The following is an 18,821-nucleotide window of genomic DNA, read 5'->3' on the forward strand; positions in this document are numbered from 1 at the left end:
ACCTTGACACTGTCAAGGTGACAGTGTCAGTATTGCTGTCATGACCGCACAGGAGTGGACGCTCGACGAGCTGATCGGCAGGGTTGCCGACCAGCTCGACGACACCGCCTACGCGGGCGCGCCGAACGGCAGGGTGCGGGACGTGCCCGATGCTCGCGCCGTCAGGTGGTACACCACGATCGGCCTCGTCGATCGGCCCGTCATGCGCGGGCGGACGGCGTGGTACGGGCCTCGGCACCTGGCCCAGCTGGTGGCGATCAAGCGGCGGCAGTCGCAGGGTTTCAAGATCGCCGAGATCCAGGCGGAACTTGCCGAGGTGCCGGATGAGGTGCTCCAGCGCATCGCGGAACTGACCGACACCACCACAACCAACGCCAAGTCCACAGCGGCGCCGCGCCGATTCTGGGTGCAGCGGCCGGCCGAGTATGTGGCACAGGACCCGGAGGATCGGGACGGATCCGAACGAGCTGAGCGAGAGCCGAAGGAGTCCGCGCGACGGGGGCAAGCGCGGCCCGCACTGGACCAAGTGCGTCCCGGTGGATTCGGGCGCGTGCGGCCGGAGATTGAGCGAGTGCAGCCAGAGGCCGGGTCGACCGGGCCGGAGTTCGAGCACGCCACGCCGGACCTGAACCCGGTCGAGCGCACGCGGTCCGAGCCGGCGGCGGATGAGCGCCCGGTGTCGGAGTCGGCGGGCAAGCATGCGCCGGCGGGGTGGGTAGTGCCTGATGGGCGACCGGCGCCGGTCGGAACGGGACTGCTCAGCGGGGTGCCGTTGGGCGGGGGAGCAGTGCTGCTGCTGAACGCGACACCGAACGAGGACGACCTCGAAGCCATCCGGGGCGCGGCCCGCGAGCTCATGGATCTGCTCGCGACCCGGGGGCTGGTCACAGCGGACGAGACGACGATGAGGAGAGGGAACGCCACATGAGACTCGCGACGATGACCGAGGACGAGGCGCGCACGGCCGCCGCGCCCGCGGACGAGGCTGGGCTGGGTGCGCTGCGCACCGAGCGCGGCAACCTCCCACTCGACCGGCTCGAGGTGCGGGCCGCGATCACCGGCCTGGTCGCCCGCACCGATCTCACGCAGGAATTCGTCAACGTGCACCGGGAGCCGCTCGAGGCGACCTACATCTTCCCGCTGCCCGATCGCGCCGCCGTGGTCAGCATGGCGATGACCGCCGACGGCCGGACGATCGAGGCCGACCTGCAGGAGCGCGGTGCGGCCCGTGAGGCCTACGACAACGCCATCGCCGCCGGGCAGCGTGCCTCGATCGCCGAGGAGGAGCGGCCCGACGTGTTCACCATGCGGGTCGGCAACATCCTGCCCGGTGAGCGGGTCAGCGTGAAGCTCTCGCTGGTCGGGCCGCTCGCGTTCGAGGACGGCGAGGCGACGTTCCGCTTCCCGCTCGTGGTCGCGCCGCGGTACATCCCCGGGGCGCCGATCGACGGTGACAGTGTCGGCGACGGGTACGCGTTGGACACCGACGCCGTTCCCGACGCCTCGCGGATCAGTCCGCCGGTGCTGCTGCCCGGCTTCCCCAATCCCCTGCGGTTGTCGATCGACGTCGACATCGACCCGGCGGGCCTGCCGCTCGGCGACGTGCGGTCCAGCCTGCACGCGGTCGAGAAGGCGGAGAACCAGGTTTCGGTACATCCCGGCGAACGGGCCAACCGGGACTTCGTGCTCCGCCTGGCGTATGGTGCCGGCGCGCAGAGCCTCGCGCTGGCGCCCGATGGCGACGGGGAGGAAGGCACCTATCGCCTGACGGTGCTGCCGCCCGAGGCCGATGCGCCGCCGCGCCCACGGGACGTGGTGCTGCTGCTGGACCGGTCGGGCAGCATGGGCGGCTGGAAGATGGTGGCGGCCCGACGCGCCGCGGCCCGGATCGTCGACACGCTCGGCTCTCAGGACCGCTTCGCCGTGCTGGCCTTCGACGACCGGATCGAGACGCCGGAGTCGTTGGGGGCGGGGCTTGCGGGCGGTACCGATCGGAATCGCTATCGCGCGGTGGAACACCTGGCGCGCGTTGACGCCCGCGGCGGCACGGAGCTGCTGGAACCGCTGCTCGAAGGCCTGCGCCTGCTCGGTTCCGACGGCGGTCGCGACCGAGTGCTGGTCCTGGTCACCGACGGGCAGGTCGGCAACGAGGAGCAGATCCTGCGGACGGTGTCGTCGTCGGTGCATGGTGTGCGTGTCCACACCGTCGGCATCGACCAGGCCGTCAACGCCGGCTTCCTCGGGCGCCTCGCCATCGCCGGCGGGGGGCGCTGCGAGCTGGTCGAGAGCGAGGACCGGCTCGACGAGGCGATGGACAGCATCCATCGGCGCATCGGGGCTCCGGTCGTCAGCGGCGTGACGATCGCCGCCGAGGGGCTGACCCTGCTCGACGACACGCGCACCCCGGCTCGGCTGGCGGATGTGTTCCCGGGGGTGCCCTATGTGGTGAGCGGTCGCTATCGCGGCCCGGTCGCAGGTGCTCTGACGGTCCGCGGCACCACCCGCGACGGCAGCCCTTGGTCGGCCACGGTCACCGCGGAGCGGCACGACTCCACGGCGCTGACGGCGGTCTGGGCGCGGTCGATGCTGCGGGATCTCGAGGACCAGTACGTCACCGGTGCCCCGCTGGAGCAGCGCATCACCGAAACGTCGCTGCGCTTCGGGGTTCTGTGCCGGTTCACGGCCTTCGTGGCGGTGGACAGCCGGGTCGTGACCGAGGGCAGCGAGCCGCGGAAGGTGACGCAGCCGGTGGAGAGCCCCGCGGGGTGGGAGATGCCGCGGGCGGCGCCGCCTCCGCCGCTTCGGCCGACGTTGGCCTCGATGCCGGTCGGGTACGCCGCGGCCGCGGGTCCGGGATCGGCACCGTTCGCGGCTTCGACCCCGGCGGCGCCCCAGTACTCGGCGCCGCCGCCGATGGCCCCGGCCCGGATGGCCCCGCCGGCTCCGGGCGGGGGCGGTCCCGTCCAGCGCAAGGCGGCACCTCAGCGCGGGTTCGCTCGACGCATGCTCATGCAGGACGTGGACAAGGAGGACGACGGCTTCACGGACGGCGGCGGCACGGATGCTCGCACCCTGGCGGCCCAGGAGGCGGCGCGGCTGCGGGAGGCGGAGGGGCGGCCCGAGTACGAGCGGCGGGAGCTGCTGGAGGACCTCGGATCGCGCCTGGCCGCGCTGTCCCTGCCCGAGCTCCGCGCCCTGGCCGACGCGCTGACCCCGCAGGCCATCGCGACCCGGCCGCTGGCGGAGCTGTGGGAGTTCGCGTTGGGCGAGTTGGACCGCGTTGCGGGTGGGGGCGGGAGCGCCGAGCCGCAGCGGAAGGCGTTCTGGAAGCGGTGAGTGTTGGTCGCTGCGCCATCGCGAAGGGGTGGTGGCGCGGCGGCCTGGCCGAGCTGGGCTGCGGCGGTGGCGGGGCGGTCACCGGGGAGACGGCCGTCCACGCGCTGCCTGGGAGCGTTGGTCGGGGCGTGCACGGGAGAGGCGGCCGTCCATGTGCTGCGTGGGAGCGTTGGACGGGGTGGGCACGGGGGAGACGGCCGTCCATGTGCTGCCTGAGAGCGCTGGTCGGGCGGGCTGCCGGCGGGCGGGTGGTCCTGGCGATGCGGGACGGCCGTTTGAGTTGGCTGAATGGCGTTTCTCAAACGACAAAGTCCGGGCAACGACCGTTGCCCGGACTCTGGTGCTGTGGGATCAGGGGGCGGGCCAGACCTCGGCGAAGAGTTTGCGCGTGTCGGTCAGGAGCTGCGGCAGGACCTTCGTGCGGCCCACCACCGGCATGAAGTTCGTGTCGCCGCCCCATCTCGGGACGATGTGCTGGTGCAGGTGGGCGGCTATCCCGGCGCCCGCTACGGCGCCCTGGTTCATGCCCAGGTTGAAGCCGTGGGCGCCGCTCACCCGGCGGATCACTCGCATTGCCGACTGGGTGAACGATGCCACCTCGGCGGTTTCGGGCTGGGTCAGGTCGGTGTAGTCGGCCACGTGCCGGTATGGGACGACCATGAGGTGGCCGGGGTTGTACGGGTAGAGGTTCAGGATCGCGTACACGGCCTCGCCGCGCGCGACTACGAGGCTTTCGTCCGGGGGCAGGCCGGGGGCCCGGCAGAACGGGCACCCGGCCGGCTCGTCGTGGTCGTCGGCTCGATCCTCGCCCTTGATGTACGCCATGCGATGCGGCGTCCACAAGCGCTCCAGCTCGTCCGGCTCACCCGGGTTCGTCACTCGGGCGACCCGGAAACCGAGGGCGACCCGGAAACCGAGGGCGACCCGGAAACCGAGGGCGACCCGGAAACCGAGGGCGACCCGGAAGCCGAGGGCGTCCCAGAGGCTGAGGGCGTCCCAGAGGCTGAGGGCGACTCGGAAGCCGAGGGCGTCCCGGAAGCCGAGGGCGTCGAAGCAGCGGCGGAGTCCGCCGCGGTGGGGGCGGACGGGCCGACGTTGGTGCGCGAGCGGACGACGTCCACGACGTGGGCCACGGCCTCGGCCAGGGGCACGCCGTTGCGCTGGGAGCCGTCGCGGTAGCGGAAGCTCACCGTCCCGCCCGTGACGTCGTCGTCGCCGGCGATGGCCATGAACGGGATCTTCTGCTGCTGCGCGTTGCGGATCTTCTTCTGCATGCGCTCGTCGGAGTGGTCGACCTCGACGCGGATGCCTTCCTTGCGCAGCATGTCGGCGAAGTCGAAGAGGTAGTCGGCGTGGTCGGAGCGGATCGGGATGCCGACCACCTGGACCGGGGCGAGCCAGGCCGGGAAGGCGCCGGCGTAGTGCTCGGTCAGGACGCCGAAGAAGCGCTCGATCGAGCCGAACAGCGCGCGGTGGATCATGACGGGCTGCTGGCGGGTGCCGTCCGAGGCCTGGTACTCCAGGCCGAAGCGCTTCGGCTGGTTGAAGTCCACCTGGATGGTCGACAGCTGCCAGGTGCGGCCGATCGCGTCCTTGGCCTGGACGGAGATCTTGGGGCCGTAGAAGGCGGCGCCGCCCGGGTCCGGGACGAGCTCCAGGCCCGACGCCTCGGCCGCGGAGCGGAGGGCCTCGGTGGCCTCCTCCCAGTCCGCGTCCTCGCCGATGAACTTGGGGGAGTCGTCGCGGGTCGACAGCTCGAGGTAGAAGTCGGGCAGGCCGTAGTCGCGCAGCAGGTCGAGCACGAACTGGAGCAGGGAGGTCAGCTCGCCCGCCATCTGCTCCTTGGTGCAGTAGATGTGCGCGTCGTCCTGCGTCATGGCGCGCACGCGGGTGAGGCCGTGCACCACGCCCGACTTCTCGTAGCGGTACACGCTGCCGAACTCGAACAGGCGCAGCGGCAGCTCGCGGTAGGAGCGGCCGCGGGCCCGGAAGATGAGGTTGTGCATCGGGCAGTTCATGGCCTTGAGGTAGTACTCCGCGCCCTCCATCTCCATGGGCGGGAACATGGTGTCGGCGTAGTACGGCAGGTGGCCCGAGGTGTGGAACAGGTTCGACTTGCTGATGTGCGGCGTGTTCACGAACTCGTAGCCGGACTCCTGGTGGCGCTGGCGCGAGTACTGCTCCATCTCCCGCCGGATGATCCCGCCCTTGGGGTGGAACACGGCGAGGCCGGAGCCGAGCTCGTCCGGGAAGCTGAACAGGTCCAGGTCGGCCCCGAGCTTGCGGTGGTCGCGCCGGGCCGCCTCCTCGAGCAGCTTCTGGTAGTCCTTCAGCGCGTCCCGCGTCGGCCACGCCGTGCCGTAGATGCGCTGCAGCTGCGGGTTCTTCTCGGAACCGCGCCAGTAGGCGGCCGCGCTGCGCATGAGCTTGAACGCGGGGATGAACCGGGTCGAGGGCAGGTGCGGGCCGCGGCACAGGTCGGACCAGCAGACCTTCTCCGACTGCGGGTCGAGGTTGTCGTAGATGGTCAGCTCGCCGCCGCCGACCTCCATCACCTCGGAGGTGTCCACATCCGACTTGACGTCGACGAGCTCGAGCTTGAACGGCTCGTCGGCGAGCTCGGCCTTGGCCTGCTCGACCGAGTCGAAGCGCCGCCGCCGGAAGCGCTGGCCGGCCTTGATGATCTCCTGCATGCGCTTCTCGAGCTTGGCGAGGTCGTCGGGGTGGAACGGCTTGGCGACCATGAAGTCGTAGTAGAAGCCGTTCTCGATCGGCGGGCCGATGCCGAGCTTGGCCTCCGGGAACACGTCCTGCACGGCCTGGGCGAGCACGTGCGCGGTCGAGTGGCGCAGCACGTTGAGCCCGTCGGGGCTGGACATGTCGACGGCGTCGACCTCGGTGTCGGCGTCCGGCGCCCAGTCGAGGTCGCGCAGCCGGTCGCCCTCGCGGACCACGACGATCGCCTTCGGGCCGCTGGTCGGCAGCCCGGCCGCGGCGACCGCGGCGGCCGCCGTCGTGCCCGCCGGGACCACGATGCGCGGTGGGGCTTCGGTATTCGAGCGCACTGCGGACACGGGCTGCTCCCAAGCATCAAGAGGTCGGTTTGCCCTCCGATGCTATCGAGCACGTCACCGAAGGGCCGCGAACACCCCACCGGCGACGAGCGCCCCCACCACGGTGCCGACCGCGACCTGCGCCGCCGTCACGTCACCGAAGGGCCGCGAACACCCCACCGGCGACGAGCGCCCCCACCACAGTGCCGACCGCGACCTGCGCCGCCGTGTGGTCCTTGAGGGCCACGCGGGACCAGCCCACGGCGCCGACGAGCGGGGCGGTGACGAGCATGATCCAGCCGTACACCATGCAGAGGATGACCACCGACCCCGCCGCCACCGCCGCGTGGATCGACATCTTCCACCAGTGGTTGACCAGCGCGGCGACGACCAGCCCGACCCCGCCGGCCCCGACCGCGGCGAGCAGCTCGCGGTGCGCGCCGGCGAGCACCAGCACCACGATCCCGGCCAGCACCGACCCCATCCCGACCAGCAGCGGCACGAGCCGCTGCCGGCGGTCGCCGATGTGATGATCGCTGATCCGCCCGCTGCGCACGCCGCGCACGATGTACAGGAACGGCAGCACGCTCTCGAACAGTGCCGCGACGGCCCCGAGCGCCAGTCCGCGCGCGAGCCCCGGCTCCGAGTGCACGCCGAGCAGCACGAGCAGCACCGACACGAGCACCGCGGGCGCGAACGCCTCCGTCAGGACCCGGGCGACCCGCTGCTTGATCACGCCAGGCACCCTACCGGCGCCGGCCCGGCCGAGTTGCCCCCCGAGATAGGAGTAAATCTCCGGAAAGTGCGGTAAATGCCCGAATTCGCTACCGTGTCGCGGTGCGTAGGCGACTCGGCGGCAACCGGTGACCGTCACCCAGTCCAGCACCCGGTCCAGGCCTCGTACCCCTGGACAGCGGCGACCCGGCCCCCGTCCACGTCCCCGGCCCGTCCGGGTCGCACCGCGCGAGCGGCCCGCGTTCCGGGGCGACATCGAGGGCCTGCGCGCCGTCGCCGTGGTGAGCGTGGTGCTCGGGCACGCCGGCGTGCCGGGCCTCGCGGGCGGGTACGTCGGCGTCGACGTCTTCTTCGTGATCTCCGGCTTTCTGATCACCCGCCACCTCCACGCCGAGCGCCGCGCCACCGGCCGCATCCGCCTCGCCGCGTTCTACGGCCGGCGGATGGTGCGCCTGCTGCCCGCCGCGGCCCTGGCCACCGCCGCGACCGTCGCCGCCGCGTGGGCGTGGCTGTCGCCGCTGGCCGCGCGGGCGGTCAGCCTGGACGCGATCACGGCCGCGGTGAACGGCATCAACGTCCGCCTCGCCGCCCAGGGCACCGACTACCTGGACGCCGCCCGGGAACCGTCGCCGCTGCAGCACTGCTGGTCCCTCGCGGTCGAGGAGCAGTTCTACCTCGTGTGGCCGCTGCTGCTGCTGGTCGCCGGAGCCACCCGCCGGCGTGCGGTGACCGCCCTCGCGATCCTGGCGGCGGCCTCGCTGGCGATCTGCGTCTGGCAGACGACCGCCGCGCAGCCGTGGGCGTACTTCGGCCTGCAGGCCCGCGCCTGGGAGCTGGCCGCCGGCGGGCTCATCGCCCTGCTCGCGCCGCGGCTGCCGGGATTCGCGACCTGGCCCGGGCTGGCGATGATCGTCGCGGCCGCGCTGTGGTTCGACGACCAGACCCTGTTCCCGGGCTACGCGGCCGTGCTGCCCGTCGCCGGCGCCGCGCTCGTCGTCGCGGCCGGCCGCACGAGCCCGAACCCGCTGCTCGGCACCGCGGCCCTGCGCTGGGTCGGCCGCCTCTCCTACGGCTGGTACCTGTGGCACTGGCCCGCCCTCGTCATCGCCGCCCACCTGCACGACGGCCCGCTGGTCAGGCCCGCGGCCGCGATCGCCGCGCTGCTGCCGGCCTGGCTGTCGCTGCACCTCGTCGAGAACCCGATCCGCTTCGGCCCCGCCCGGCGGCACGGCCTGGTGCTGGGCGCCGCCGTCACCGCGCTCACCGCCGGCGCCGCCACGATCCTGCTCGGCCTGCCGATGCGGGCGCCCGGGGCCGGTACCGCCGGCGACACCGCCGCGGCCGTGACCGCCCCGGACACCGTCGGTGAGGCCCGGGCCCGGCTCGAGGGCCTCATCGCGGCGGGTGCCACGCAGGCCGCGCTGCCGCAGAACCTGACCCCGCCCGTCGCCGTCGCGGCCCGTGACACCCCGTCCGGTGACCGCGGCTGCCTCGCCTCGCTCGACGACACGTCGACGAGGGCGGCGCTGGCGAAGGGCTGCGACCGCCACGGCGACCCGGACGGCACCGCGACCATGGTGCTGTTCGGCGACTCGCACACCGAGCAGTGGTTCGACGCCGCCGACCGGATCGCCCACCGGCGCCACTGGCGGCTCGTCGTGCTGGCCAAGAGCGGGTGCACGCCCGCGGACGCGCTCACGATCAAGCTGGGGACCCGGCGGGTGTACCGGGAGTGCTCGGCCTGGCGCGAGGACGCCCTCGCCGTGATCGCCCGGCTCCGCCCGGCCCTGGTCGTGCTGTCCACGCGCACGTACACCGATCCGCCCGCGGGCGCGCGACCGCCCGCGGGCACCGCCTGGGCCGCGGCGCTGACGACGACCGCCCGGCGCGTCGGGGCGTCGGGGGCACGGGTGGTACTGCTGCAGGACACCCCGGATCCGCGCGGGACCAGCGTTCCCGACTGCGTCGCGGCGCACCCGGCGGCGATCACCCGCTGCGCCCTGCCCGCCCCGGCCGCCCTGTATCCGGCCCGGCGCGCCGCGATCGAGCGGGCGGCTCGGGCCGCGGGCGTGACCGTGGCCGACCCGGCGCCCTGGTTCTGCACCGCCGCCGTGTGCCCGGCCGTCGTCGGCAACACGCTGGTGTACCGCGACGGCAGCCACGTCACGTCGACCTACGTCCGGCTGCTGACCCCGTTGCTGGAGGCGGCGCTGTCGAGCTAGACCCGGCCGGCTGAGACCGGCATCGCGGTGAAGCCCTTGAGGCTCAGGCTGTCGCGCCGCTGCGGCACCCCGGCCAGGGCGATGCCCGGGAAGCGCGCGGCGAGCGCGGGGAAGGCCACCTGCGCCTCGAGCCGGGCCAGCGGCGCGCCGAGGCAGTAGTGGATGCCGCCGCCGAACGACAGCGGCGCGTTGTCGGCCCGGTCCAGCCGCAGCTCGTCCGGGGCCTCGAAGCGCTGCGGGTCGCGGTTGCCGGCGCCGATGTACGCCACCACCCGCTCCCCCTCCTCGACCGTGCGCCCGGCCAGCTCGACCGGCGCGGTCGCGACCCGGCTGACGATCTGCACCGGGCTGTCGAACCGCAGCAGCTCCTCCACGGCCGCCTCGGGCGCGGCGGCGGCCGCGGCCAGCCGCCCGGGCCGGTCCAGGAGCGCGGCGAGCCCGTTGGCCAGCAGGTTGGTGGTCGTCTCGAACCCGGCCGCGAAGAGCAGCGCGGCGTTGCTGAGCACCTCGTCGTCGGTGAGCCGGTCGTCGGCGGCCTGGGCCTGGGCGAGCGCGCTGAGCAGGTCGTCGCGCGGGTCCCGGCGCCGCTCGGCGAGCAGCCCGGCGAGGTACTCCCGCAGCCGCGCCGCCGCCGGATCGGCCTTCGCGAGCACGTCGGGCGTGAGCACCTCGAGCACCCGGGTCCAGTCGCCGACCAGCCCCTGCAGCGGCGCCCGGTCCGCGGCCGGCACCCCGAGCAGCTCGCCGATGACGGCGACCGGCAGCGGGAACGCGAACTCGGCGACGAAGTCCACCGGCCCCCGCGCGGCCCGGGCCGACATCGCGTCGAGCAGCTCGCCGACCAGGCGCTCGATCGCGGGCCGCAGCGACGCCACCCGCCGGGCGGTGAACGCCGAGCTGACCAGGCGCCGCAGCCGGGTGTGGTCCGGCGGGTTGAGCGCGAGCATGCTCGTGAACAGCTGCATGAGCGCCGGCCGCTCGCGCCAGTCCGGGAAGCCGGCGAAGGCCAGCATGTCCGGCGGCATGTGGGCGAGCCGGCCGTCGCGGACCACGGTCTGGCAGTCGCCGTACCCGGTCACGACCAGGGCCCCGTCCTCGGCCCGCACGATCGGGGAGATCTCGCGGAGCCGGGCGTAGCGCGGGTAGGGATCCGCGCGCCCCGTCATGGTGGTCAGCTCGCCCAGCAGCCGCAGCACCTCGTCGTTCTGCACGATGTCCGCCACGCCTCCCACCTTAACGGGTTCAGCGAAAGCGGCCGATGCGCTCCAGCGACGGGTCGAAGTGCCGCTCGACCCGGGCCCGGCCGTCCTTCCACCACCCGGCCGCCTCGGCCAGGTCGTCGGCGGCGGGGGAGTCCGCGTCGACGTAGTAGTGCAGTGTCCGGGCCCCGTCGCTCGTCTCGTGGGCGAGCAGGACGCCGTCGCGGCCGGCCGCGGTCGTCAGCGCGCTGTCCTCGAAGTCCCGCAGCGCCGCCAGGGACTCGGCCTCGGGCAGGCCGGCCTGGGTGCGCTGCCGGTAGGGCAGCGTGATCGCCACGTGCGTGTCGAACCGGGGCCAGCGCACCGGGCGCAGCGGCCGCTGGACCGCGACGATGACCGGGCCGCCGCCGGGCGTGTCGCCGTGCAGCAGCACCCACTGCGGGGTGCGGAACTCCTCCCGCAGCGCCTCGACGGCCGCGGCGAGCTCGTGTGGGTCGGCGGCGCCGTCGGGCTCGGTGGTCTCCCAGGCGATGCTGCCGATCCACTCCTCGACGCCGTCCTCGCCGAGCAGCCAGTCCAGGGTCAGGAACGTGACGCGGCCGCGGAACTCGTCGCCGAGCATCCGGAAGCCGGGGTGGAAGGCGATCACGTCGATCTCGGGGGAGCGCTCGTCGCGCTCGAACGCGAAGCGCAGCTGGGTCAGGTCGAGCTGCACGCCCTCGCCGAGGCCGATCGTCTGCTCCAGCACGTGCGGATCGGGCTGCCGGGCGGTGTGATACTCCCAGGTCGCGTCGGCCTCGGGAGCCAGGGCGCCCCAGCGGGCGGCCACCGGGCGCAGGTCCGCGGCGCCGGCGGCCGACACGACGAGGGCGTGTTTCGCATCGGTACCGCGGCAGAACTCCCATTCCAGCTCGGGATGGATCGCCTCGACCCGGCGGGACATCTGCGGGGTGAGCGTGGCCCAGTCGCCCGAGCCGATCGCGGCCTCGACATCGGCCCGGACGGTCGGCCACCACGTCCAGAAGTCCACGATCGCGCCGGCGTCCCCGGCCTTCCGCTTCGACCGCCCGAAGATCACGGCTCACCCTAACGGTGATCCCGCCGCGACGGGATCACCGTGGGTGAAATTCGTCAGCGGGCGGCGGCGTGCTCCTTCTTGACCGCCTCGGCCAGGTGCGCCGGCATCGGGTCGTGCCGGACGAACGCGCGCGTGAACGTGCCCGAGCCCGAGGTCATCGCCCGCAGCTCGACCGCGTAGCGGACCAGCTCCGTCGCCGGCACCTCGGCCTTGACCAGGGTGCGCTCGTGGCCGTCGGGGTCCGGCTCGTTGCCCAGCACCCGCCCGCGCCGGCCCGACAGGTCGCTCATCACCGCGCCGACGAAGTCGTCCGGCACGCGGATCGTCACCTCGTCGATCGGCTCCAGCAGCGTGGTGTGGCCCTGCTCGGCCGCCTCCCGCAGGGCCAGCGCCCCGGCGGTCTGGAACGCGGCGTCGGAGGAGTCGACGGAGTGCGCCTTGCCATCAAAGAGCGTCACGCGCACGTCGACCACCGGATACCCGGCGACCATCCCGCGCTCCATCTGGCTGCGCACGCCCTTCTCGACCGAGGGGATGTAGTTGTGCGGCACCACCCCGCCGACGATCTTGTCGACGAACTCGAAACCCGAGCCGCGCGGGAGCGGCTCGACCCGGATGTCGCACACGGCGTACTGCCCGTGCCCGCCGGACTGCTTCACGTGCCGCCCGTGGCCCTGGCTCGGCGCGGCGAACGTCTCGCGCAGCGCGACCTTCACCGGCTCGGTGTCCAGCTCCACGCCGCCGGCCCGGAGCCGGTCGAGCACCACGTCGGCGTGCGCCTCGCCCATGCACCACAGCACGAGCTGGTGCGTCTCGGCGTTGCGCTCCAGCCGCAGCGTCGGGTCCCCGGCCACGAGCCGGCCCAGGTTCTTCGCGAGGGCGTCCTCGTCGGAGCGGGTGCGGGCGGTGATCGCGATCGGCAGCAGCGGCTCCGGCATCTCCCAGGGGGCCATGAGCAGCGGGGCGTCCTTGGCCGAGATCGTGTCGCCGGTCTCGGCGGTGCCCGACTTCGTCACCGCCACCAGGTCCCCGGCCACCGCCAGCGGCACCTCGCGGAGGTTCGAGCCGAGCGGGGAGAACAGGTGGGCGAAGCGCTCGTCGGCGTCGTGGTCGGGGTGGCCGCGCTCGGCCATGCCGTGCCCGGAGATGTGCACCGGCGTCTCCGGGCGCAGCGTGCCCGAGAAGATCCGGACCAGGGAGACCCGCCCGACGTACGGGTCGATCGTGGTCTTGACGACCTCGGCCACCAGCGGCCCGTCGGGGTCGCAGGCGAGCGGCTCGCGGGGGTGGCCCTCGACGTCGGTGACCGGCGGCACCTCGTGCTCCAGCGGCGACGGGAACCCGCTGACCAGCACCTCCAGGAGCGCGTCGAGCCCGACGCGGGTCTCGGCGCAGACCGGTACCACCGGGTAGAAGGTGCCGCGCGCGACGGCCTTCTCGAGGTCGTCGATGATCACGGAGGTCTCGATCGCCTCGCCGCCGAGGTAGCGCTCCATGAGCGTCTCGTCCTCGCTCTCGGCGATGATCCCCTCGAGCAGCGCGTTGTGGGACTCCTCGATCGCCGGCAGGTGCTCGGCGTCGGGGTCGCGGACCTCGGGCGGGAACCCGGCCGAGTAGTCGAAGACGCGGTGGGTGATCAGGCCGATGAGGCCCGCGATGCTCGTCCCGTCGTCGCCCAGCATCGGCAGGTACAACGGCAGCACGTTGTCGCCGAAGACCTCCTGGCAGGTCTGCAGCGTCTCGTCGAAGTCGGCCCGGTGGTGGTCCAGGCGGGTGATGGCCACCGCCCGGGGCATCCCGACGTGGGCGCACTCCTCCCACAGCGCCGCGGTGGCCGCGTCCATGCCGTCGACCGCCGAGACCACGAACAGGGCGGCGTCGGCCGCGCGCAGCCCGGCGCGCAGCTCGCCGACGAAGTCCGCGTAGCCGGGCGTGTCGAGCAGGTTGACCTTCACGCCGTCGTGCATCACCGGGGCACAGGACAGCGTCACGGAACGCTGCTGCTTCTGCGCCGCGGGGTCGTGGTCGGTGACCGTGGTGCCCTCGGTCACGGACCCGGGGCGGGGAATCGTGCCGGTCGCCGCGAGCAGCGCCTCGACCAGCGTCGTCTTCCCCGAACCGGAGTGCCCGACGACCACCACGTTGCGTACCCTGCCGGGATCATCAACCACCGGCGCGGCGCCGGTGACACCCTTCTCCTGGACCTTCTGCGCCATCACGCGCCTCCCGAAAGTCTCGCGCCACCTGTGAGCAGTCTCACAGTCACAACCTGTTCACCGATCCCACACCCGAAACTTCACCGACACAAGGGCCGTGCGACCCTCGCGCCTCCGCTTTACTCAAGCACCGTGAGCAGTCCCACGTGCCGGTATCCGCCGAGCGCCGCCCCCGTTATCGTGAGAGCGCCATGGCGAAGATCTTCAGCGTAGTCAGCCGGGCCGGACTGGCCCGCGTCCTGGACCCCGTCGCCGCCGCACTCCTGCGCGCCGGGATCACCCCGAACGCGGTCACGGTGATCGGCACCCTCGGCGTGCTCGTCGGCGCCTTCGGCTTCGCCGCGCGCGGCCACCTGTTCATCGCGCTCGTTATCATCACCGTGAGCTGCTTCACGGACCTCATCGACGGCTCGATGGCCCGCCAGCGCGGGATCACGAACAAGTTCGGCGCGCTGCTGGACTCCTCGATGGACCGCATCGCCGACGGCGCGATCTTCGGGTCCGTCGCCTTCTGGTACGCCACGCAGCACGAGCCGCGCGTGGTCGCCGCCGCCCTGCTGTGCCTGCTCACCGGGCAGGTGGTGTCCTACGTCAAGGCGCGGGCCGAGGGCCTGGGCTTCACGTGCAACGTGGGCATCATCGAGCGGCCCGAGCGCCTGATCGGCATCGGCGTCGGGGGCCTGCTGTGGACCTTCGGCGTGCCGTACGGCCTCGAGATCGTCATGTGGCTGCTGGCCGCCCTGTCGATCGTGACCATCGGGCAGCGCATCGGCACGGTGCACCGGCAGGCGCACGCGCCCGAGCGGGTCGAGTCCCGGTGAACCTGACCGAGCTCGGCTACGGCACGGCGTTCAACCTGCTGCCGAAGCTGCCCCGGGGCGCCGTCTGGCCCTTGTTCGCGGCCGCGGCGTCGACCGGTCACAGAGGGTACCGTCGCGGAAAACCGGGTAAGGGAACGGCCACACTCGCCAAGAACCTGCGACGTGTGGTCGGACCCGAGATGCCCGAGGACGAGTTCCAGCGGCTTCTGCACCGCGCCCTGCGCTCCTACGCGCGCTACTACCTGGAGGCGTTCCAGCTCCCGGGGCGCTCCAAGGCGCAGATCCTGGCCGGATTCCGCCTCGAGCGCGGCGAGCTGCTCGGGCAGAACCACCACGCCGGCATCGGCTCCGTGGTCGCCCTGCCGCACGCCGGCAACTGGGACGCGGCCGGGGCATGGGTCGCCGCCAAGGGCTGGCCGATCACCACCGTGGCCGAACGGCTCAAACCCGAGAGCGTGTACCTCAAGTTCCTGGCCTTCCGCCGCTCCCTCGGCATGGAGATCCTGCCGTTGACCGGCGGCGAGCGGCCCGTCTTCGACGTGCTCGAGGAGCGGATCAAGCGGGACGCGGCCGTCGTGCCGCTGCTCGCCGACCGTGACCTGACCCCGCGCGGGGTCGAGGTCGAGTTCTTCGGCGGGCGCACCCGCATGCCCGCCGGCCCGGCGCTGCTCGCCCTGCGCACCGGCGCCCCGCTCTATGTGGTCGACATGTGGTTCGATGCGGATGCGGCGGCCGGGCACCTCGCCGGCCCGATTCCGATGCCCGGCGTGGACGAGGGCTCCCTCGACGCCCGGGTCCGGATCGTCACGCAGCGGGTCGCCGACACGTTCGCCGAGGGCATCGCGCGGCACCCGGAGGACTGGCACATGCTCCAGCGGTTCTGGCTCGACGAGCCGGCCGTCAGCACCGTGGCCTAGGGGAGGGGCGTTGCGCATCGGGATCGTCTGCCCGTACTCGTTCGACGTGCCCGGCGGGGTGCAGAACCACGTCCGCGACCTCGCCGAGACGCTCATCGCGCTCGGCCATCACGTCAGCGTCCTGGCCCCCGGGGACGACGAGGGCATGACCCTGCCCTACGTCGTGCCGGCCGGGCGGACCGTGCCGGTGCCGTACAACGGCTCGGTCGCCCGCGTCTCGTTCGGCCTGATCTCCGCGACCCGGGTGCGCCGCTGGCTCGCCGCGGGGCGCTTCGACGTGCTGCACGTGCACGAGCCGCTGATCCCGAGCCTGTCGATGCTCGCGGTGCTCTCCGCGCGCGGCCCGGTCGTGGCGACCTTCCACACCGCGATGACCCGCTCGCGGGCCCTGGCCGCGGCGCAGGGCGTGCTCCAGCTCGTGCTCGAGAAGATCACCGGGCGGATCGCGGTCTCCGAACTGGCCCGCAAGGTGCAGGTCGAGCACCTGGGCGGGTCGGCCTGGGAGATCCCGAACGGGGTGCAGGCGTCGAAGTACCGTGACGCGATTCCCCTGGACGGCTGGCCGGGCGACGGCGGGGCGCTCGGGTTCATCGGCCGGTTCACGGAGCCGCGGAAGGGGTTCCGGTACCTTCTGGACGGTTTCGCCGCTCTTGCGGCTGATCGTCCCGGGCTCCGGCTGCTCGTCGCCGGGCCGGGCGACCCCGAGGACGTCATGGAGGACTTCCCGCACCGTGATCGCGTCGGGGATCGCGTCGTCTTCCTCGGCAAGGTATCGGAGCCGGACAAGGCCCGGATGCTGCGCAGCGTCGACCTCTACGTCGCCCCCAACACCGGCGGCGAGTCCTTCGGCATGATCCTCACCGAGGCGATGGCGGCCGGCACCGCCGTGCTGGCCAGCGAGCTCGACGCGTTCCGGCGGGTCCTCGACGGCGGCGCGGCCGGGGCGCTGTTCCCGGTCGGTGACGCCGCGGCCCTGGCCCGCACGGCCGCGGCCCTGCTCGACGACCCCGCCCGCCGGGCCGCCCTGGCCGCCCGGGGCGCCGAGGTGGTGGCCGCCTACGACTGGCCGGTCGTCGCCGAAAGGGTCCTCGAGGTCTATTCAACCGCCATCGAGGTTGCCGGAGCCACCGTCCAGGAATCCGTCCCGTAGGCTGCGCCGCATGTGGTGGGTGATCGTTGTCGTGGCCGTGGTGGTCGCGGTGGCCACCTACCTGACGTGGCTCGCGGCCCGCGTCGACCGGCTCCACGCGCGGGCGGTCGCGGCCTACGCGACCCTCGACGCGCACCTGGTGCGCCGGGCCGCCGCCGCGGTGGCCCTCGCCGAGGCGGCCCAGCTGCCCACGCTCATGTACGCGGCCAAGATCGCCCTCGACGCCCAGCCGGACGACCGCGAGGTGGCCGAGAACGACCTCACCCGCCACCTGCGCCTGGACTTCGGCGCCACCCCCGTCGACGACACGTTGGTGCAGGTCAGCCGGCGGGTGGCCCTGGCTCGTCAGGTGCACAACGACGTCGTGCGCGACGCCCTCGCCGTGCGCCGCCGGGGCCTGGTGCGGGTGTTCCGGCTGGCCAGAAAACACCCCGTTCCGGCCTACTTCGACGTCGACGACCCCTCCCTTTCGTGATTCGTGGGCCACAGGGTTGCCGTTGGCCGTCGGGGTGAGGGGTGACGGAAGCGTAAACTTGCGGGTGAATCCAGCTTTCCCTGTTAGGAGTGCGTCGTCGTGTCCTCACCCACTTCGCCGGTCACCGGCACCGCCCGCGTCAAGCGCGGCATGGCCGAGATGCTCAAGGGCGGCGTCATCATGGACGTCGTCACGCCCGAGCAGGCCAAGATCGCTGAGGACGCCGGCGCCGTCGCGGTGATGGCGCTCGAGCGGGTCCCCGCCGACATCCGCGCGCAGGGCGGCGTGTCGCGCATGAGCGACCCCGACATGATCGACGGCATCATCAACGCCGTCTCCATCCCGGTCATGGCCAAGGCCCGCATCGGGCACTTCGTCGAGGCCCAGGTGCTGCAGGCGCTCGGCGTCGACTACGTCGACGAGTCCGAGGTGCTCACGCCGGCCGACTACGCCAACCACATCGACAAGTGGGCGTTCACGGTGCCGTTCGTGTGCGGCGCCACCAACCTCGGCGAGGCGCTGCGGCGCATCAACGAGGGCGCGGCCATGATCCGCTCCAAGGGTGAGGCCGGCACCGGCGACGTCTCCAACGCCACCACCCACATGCGCAAGATCCGCGGCGAGATCCGCCGGCTGACCTCGCTGCCCGAGGACGAGCTGTTCGTCGCGGCCAAGGAGCTCCAGGCGCCGTACGAGCTGGTCAAGGAGGTCGCCGAGAACGGCAAGCTGCCCGTCGTGCTGTTCACCGCCGGCGGCATCGCGACCCCGGCCGACGCGGCGATGATGATGCAGCTCGGCGCCGAGGGCGTCTTCGTCGGCTCCGGCATCTTCAAGTCCGGCAACCCGCAGCAGCGCGCCGCCGCGATCGTCAAGGCCACCACCTTCCACGACGACCCCGACGTGCTGGCCAAGGTCTCCCGGGGCCTGGGCGAGGCCATGGTCGGCATCAACGTGGACGAGATCCCGCAGCCGCACCGCCTCGCCGAGCGGGGCTGGTGACCGCCCCCGTGATCATCGGCGTGCTCGCCCTGCAGGGCGATACCCGTGAACACCTGCACGCGGTGGCCGATCTCGACGCGATCGGCCGCCCCGTGCGACGGGCCGACGAGCTCGACTCCGTCGACGGCCTCATCATCCCCGGCGGCGAGTCGACCACGATGAGCAAGCTGGCGATCGAGTTCGGCCTGCTCGAGCCGCTGCGCAAGCGGATCGCGGCCGGCCTGCCCGTCTACGGCTCCTGCGCCGGCATGATCATGCTGGCCTCGACGATCCTGGACGGCCGCGCCGACCAGGTCCCGTTCGGCGGTATCGACATGACCGTCCGCCGCAACGCGTTCGGCCGCCAGGTCGATTCGTTCGAGGGCACCGTGGACATTTCGGGCATCGACGGCGGGCCCTTCCACGCCGTGTTCATCCGCGCGCCCTGGGTCGAGAGTGTGGAAGACTCCGTCGAGGTGCTGGGCCGCGTGAAGGATGGCCCGGCCGCCGGTAGGATTGTCGCGGTTCGGCAGCGGCACCTGCTCGCGACATCCTTCCACCCCGAGCTCACCGGCGACCTACGCGTCCATCGGTACTTCGTGGAGATGGTGCGCGAGGCGGGTAAGACGACGGAGGGTTAG

15 protein-coding genes are annotated in these 18,821 nt (G+C 72.8%); 9 read left to right on the top strand and 6 right to left on the bottom strand.

What is annotated here, in order from left to right:
• Window positions 1–40: 40 nt before the first annotated feature.
• Both AC6JBM_RS54700 and AC6JBM_RS54705 read left to right on the top strand, forming a co-directional pair.
• Window positions 41–928 (top strand): helix-turn-helix domain-containing protein, encoded by an 888-nt coding sequence (locus AC6JBM_RS54700; RefSeq protein WP_497981346.1) that lies wholly within the window; start codon window positions 41–43, stop codon window positions 926–928.
• Entirely contained in the window at window positions 925–3,336 is a 2,412-nt protein-coding gene (locus AC6JBM_RS54705) for a VIT domain-containing protein (RefSeq protein ID WP_497981347.1), read from the top strand. Before AC6JBM_RS54700 ends, AC6JBM_RS54705 begins: the two co-directional genes overlap by 4 nt.
• A gap of 351 nt (window positions 3,337–3,687) precedes the next feature.
• On the opposite strand, the gene AC6JBM_RS54710 is transcribed toward AC6JBM_RS54705, so the two are convergent.
• The 3 genes from AC6JBM_RS54710 to AC6JBM_RS54720 all read right to left on the bottom strand — a co-directional run bounded on the left by AC6JBM_RS54710 (window position 3,688) and on the right by AC6JBM_RS54720 (window position 7,125).
• Window positions 3,688–4,161 (bottom strand): HIT family protein, encoded by a 474-nt coding sequence (locus AC6JBM_RS54710; protein ID WP_350612840.1) that lies wholly within the window; start codon window positions 4,159–4,161, stop codon window positions 3,688–3,690.
• 50 nt (window positions 4,162–4,211) lie between these two features.
• Window positions 4,212–6,401, bottom strand: coding sequence for a threonine--tRNA ligase (gene thrS / locus AC6JBM_RS54715; RefSeq protein ID WP_497986740.1), 2,190 nt, complete (start codon window positions 6,399–6,401; stop codon window positions 4,212–4,214).
• A 142-nt stretch (window positions 6,402–6,543) separates the two neighbouring features.
• Window positions 6,544–7,125, bottom strand: coding sequence for a phosphoesterase PA-phosphatase (locus AC6JBM_RS54720; RefSeq protein ID WP_497981348.1), 582 nt, complete (start codon window positions 7,123–7,125; stop codon window positions 6,544–6,546).
• Window positions 7,126–7,387: 262 nt separating this feature from the next.
• On the opposite strand from AC6JBM_RS54720, the gene AC6JBM_RS54725 reads away from it, so the two are divergent.
• On the top strand, window positions 7,388–9,346 hold the full coding sequence (locus AC6JBM_RS54725) for an acyltransferase family protein (protein WP_497986741.1): 1,959 nt from the start codon (window positions 7,388–7,390) through the stop codon (window positions 9,344–9,346).
• Here the strand turns inward: AC6JBM_RS54725 and AC6JBM_RS54730 are convergent.
• Genes AC6JBM_RS54730 through AC6JBM_RS54740 form a run of 3 tightly spaced genes read right to left on the bottom strand, consistent with a single transcriptional unit; the run spans window position 9,343 to window position 13,839 of the window.
• Window positions 9,343–10,569 (bottom strand): cytochrome P450, encoded by a 1,227-nt coding sequence (locus tag AC6JBM_RS54730; RefSeq protein ID WP_497981349.1) that lies wholly within the window; start codon window positions 10,567–10,569, stop codon window positions 9,343–9,345. The two genes, AC6JBM_RS54725 and AC6JBM_RS54730, sit on opposite strands and share 4 nt — an antisense overlap.
• A 19-nt stretch (window positions 10,570–10,588) precedes the next feature.
• Window positions 10,589–11,623: a DUF695 domain-containing protein gene (locus AC6JBM_RS54735; protein ID WP_497981350.1), complete on the bottom strand. Its 1,035-nt coding sequence runs from the start codon at window positions 11,621–11,623 to the stop codon at window positions 10,589–10,591.
• 53 nt (window positions 11,624–11,676) lie between these two features.
• Window positions 11,677–13,839: an elongation factor G-like protein EF-G2 gene (locus AC6JBM_RS54740; protein ID WP_497981351.1), complete on the bottom strand. Its 2,163-nt coding sequence runs from the start codon at window positions 13,837–13,839 to the stop codon at window positions 11,677–11,679.
• Window positions 13,840–14,030: 191 nt separating this feature from the next.
• On the opposite strand from AC6JBM_RS54740, the gene pgsA reads away from it, so the two are divergent.
• From pgsA to pdxT, 6 genes are all read left to right on the top strand, one after another.
• Window positions 14,031–14,660: a phosphatidylinositol phosphate synthase gene (gene pgsA, locus AC6JBM_RS54745; RefSeq protein WP_497981352.1), complete on the top strand. Its 630-nt coding sequence runs from the start codon at window positions 14,031–14,033 to the stop codon at window positions 14,658–14,660.
• Window positions 14,657–15,577: a phosphatidylinositol mannoside acyltransferase gene (locus tag AC6JBM_RS54750; RefSeq protein ID WP_497981353.1), complete on the top strand. Its 921-nt coding sequence runs from the start codon at window positions 14,657–14,659 to the stop codon at window positions 15,575–15,577. The genes pgsA and AC6JBM_RS54750 overlap by 4 nt, the downstream gene beginning before the upstream one ends.
• Window positions 15,578–15,587: 10 nt before the next feature.
• A complete protein-coding gene (locus AC6JBM_RS54755; protein WP_497981354.1) occupies window positions 15,588–16,727 on the top strand; it encodes a glycosyltransferase family 4 protein in 1,140 nt (379 codons plus the stop codon).
• Window positions 16,728–16,737: 10 nt separating this feature from the next.
• The gene (locus AC6JBM_RS54760) at window positions 16,738–17,202 is read left to right on the top strand and encodes a hypothetical protein (protein WP_497981355.1); all 465 of its coding nucleotides are present in this window, start codon (window positions 16,738–16,740) and stop codon (window positions 17,200–17,202) included.
• Between the two features lie 99 nt (window positions 17,203–17,301).
• Window positions 17,302–18,201: a pyridoxal 5'-phosphate synthase lyase subunit PdxS gene (gene pdxS, locus AC6JBM_RS54765; protein ID WP_350612664.1), complete on the top strand. Its 900-nt coding sequence runs from the start codon at window positions 17,302–17,304 to the stop codon at window positions 18,199–18,201.
• Complete coding sequence (gene pdxT / locus AC6JBM_RS54770; RefSeq protein ID WP_350612663.1) at window positions 18,198–18,821, top strand: pyridoxal 5'-phosphate synthase glutaminase subunit PdxT; 624 nt, start codon at window positions 18,198–18,200, stop codon at window positions 18,819–18,821. Before pdxS ends, pdxT begins: the two co-directional genes overlap by 4 nt.

Source organism: Dactylosporangium thailandense, from assembly GCF_059739745.1.

Bases quoted from the DNA above. Each gene is read 5' to 3' on its own strand.
- AC6JBM_RS54700 (WP_497981346.1), top strand. From the start codon at position 41: ATGACCGCACAGGAGTGGACGCTCGACGAGCTGATCGGCAGGGTTGCC.
- AC6JBM_RS54705 (WP_497981347.1), top strand. From the start codon at position 925: ATGAGACTCGCGACGATGACCGAGGACGAGGCGCGCACGGCCGCCGCG.
- AC6JBM_RS54710 (WP_350612840.1), bottom strand. From the start codon at position 4,161: ATGGCGTACATCAAGGGCGAGGATCGAGCCGACGACCACGACGAGCCG.
- AC6JBM_RS54740 (WP_497981351.1), bottom strand. From the start codon at position 13,839: ATGGCGCAGAAGGTCCAGGAGAAGGGTGTCACCGGCGCCGCGCCGGTG.
- pgsA (WP_497981352.1), top strand. From the start codon at position 14,031: ATGGCGAAGATCTTCAGCGTAGTCAGCCGGGCCGGACTGGCCCGCGTC.
- AC6JBM_RS54760 (WP_497981355.1), top strand. From the start codon at position 16,738: ATGTGGTGGGTGATCGTTGTCGTGGCCGTGGTGGTCGCGGTGGCCACC.